This is a genomic window from Streptomyces sp. NPDC049577 (assembly GCF_040675635.1).
GTDB lineage: Bacteria > Actinomycetota > Actinomycetes > Streptomycetales > Streptomycetaceae > Streptomyces.
The window spans coordinates 1-1,552 of sequence record NZ_JBFAPH010000616.1 but is presented as its reverse complement, the minus strand read 5'-3'; the positions used below and the strand labels follow the sequence as shown (position 1 = coordinate 1,552).

Annotated in this window: 1 protein-coding gene; it reads right to left on the bottom strand. The window is 78.9% G+C overall.

Translation table 11 applies throughout. The features are described 5' to 3' along the window. Nucleotides 1-1,552 (bottom strand): SAV_2336 N-terminal domain-related protein (locus AB0K09_RS33275; protein WP_366069117.1); only part of this gene is annotated, 1,552 nt, incomplete at both ends.

Genomic DNA, 1,552 nt, shown 5'->3' with positions numbered 1-1,552 from the left:
GGGACGGCGGCGGCGGGTGCGGCGAGGGTGCGGGCACGGTGGAGCAGGGTGGGGTCGGCCTGGACGTGCCACAGGCGCAGCAGGCGTTCGGCCTCGCCGACGGGGCCGCCGTCCTCCGGGGGCACCGGCTGGTACCAGCGGACGACCCGGGCGGGGACCTCGGCGAAGAGCTCGGGTTCCGGGCTGGTGGCCTCCTCGGGGAACGGGGGGACGGCCGGGGCGTCGCCGGCGAGCTGGGCGGCGGCGAGGGCGGAGAAGTTGCGGGCGCCCTTGCCGAAGTGCCGCTCGACGTAGTCGGAGCAGTGCTTGAGGACGAGCGCGGCGGCGCCGCGGTCGAGGGAGGCGAGCAGCATCTCCCGTACCCCGTCGGCGAATTCGTATCGCCGTCCGGTCTCCCCGGTGGCGTCCGCCGGGGCGGGCAGCTGCCACAGCAGGCCGCTGAGCAGGACTTCGGCGAGTTCCATGGGGCCGGTGTCGGGCAGCATGGCGCGCTGCACGACCTGCATGACGGGCAGGGTGAGCGGTACGGCGGCCAGGTGGACGGCCAGCCGCAGGGCGCCGGGGGAGGCGCCGGACCGGAAGACACGCAGGAGCTCGTCGGCGCTGCGGCCGGCCGGCCCGTCGGGGGTGGGTGCGGGACGCGGGGGGTGGTCGGGGCGTACCCAGCCGGCGGCGCCGTGGACGGTGGTGCGGCCGGGGCCGGAGAGCAGGCGGGCCCAGGCGCCGAGGGCGCCGCGGGTGGGCAGCAGGACGGGCACGGGCAGCGCGCCGGGGTCGGGCGGGGGCCCGTAGCCCTCGGGTTCGAAGTGCAGGCGGCCGCCGGTGGCGGGGTCGCGGACGAGGAGTCCGGCGCCGGCGGGCAGCGCGGTGCGCGGCCACAGGCGGGGTGGCAGCGGCTGGACGAGGGCGAGCGGCGAGGTGCGGGACCAGTGGTGCAGCAGCCGCTGGGCGCGGCCCTCCTGCCACAGGGGGCCCACGCAGTCGCTGATGACGAGGGTGAGTCGGCGCCCGGTGGGGTCGCGGAACTGGTCGGCGGGGCGCGGGCGGTGGTGTCGCGCGCTGCCGGGGGCGGCGGTGGTGCCGATCAGCGGGGTGCCGTCGTCGCCGCGGTGCAGATAGCGGACCTGGACGTCGCTGAAGACGCCGAGCTGGGCGCAGGTCTGGCGCAGTTCCTCCAGCATGCGCTCCCAGACGGCCATGCTGGGGGCGGTGTCCATGAGCAGCTGGATGGAGGCGGCGCGCCCCTCGGCCGGGCGGCGGACGGGGAGCAGCACGTCGCTGCGGGCGGCGCGGTCGGCGGTGGCGTCCTCGTCGAGGGGGCCGGGCGCGGGCGCGGCCAGGGGCCGGTAGCCGCGCAGGGGGCGCAGGGCGCGCTGGAGGCCGAGCAGGCCGGGCAGGGACGCGGCCATGGGCACGCGGATGGGGAAGGACTCGGCGGGGCCGCCGGTGCCCCCGCCGCCGTCGGCGTAGAGGGCGACGGGGCCGCTGCGTTCCGCCCGTTCGGTGGGACGGCCGGCGCCGGGGCCGTCAGGCGGTCCGGGGCGGCCGTGGC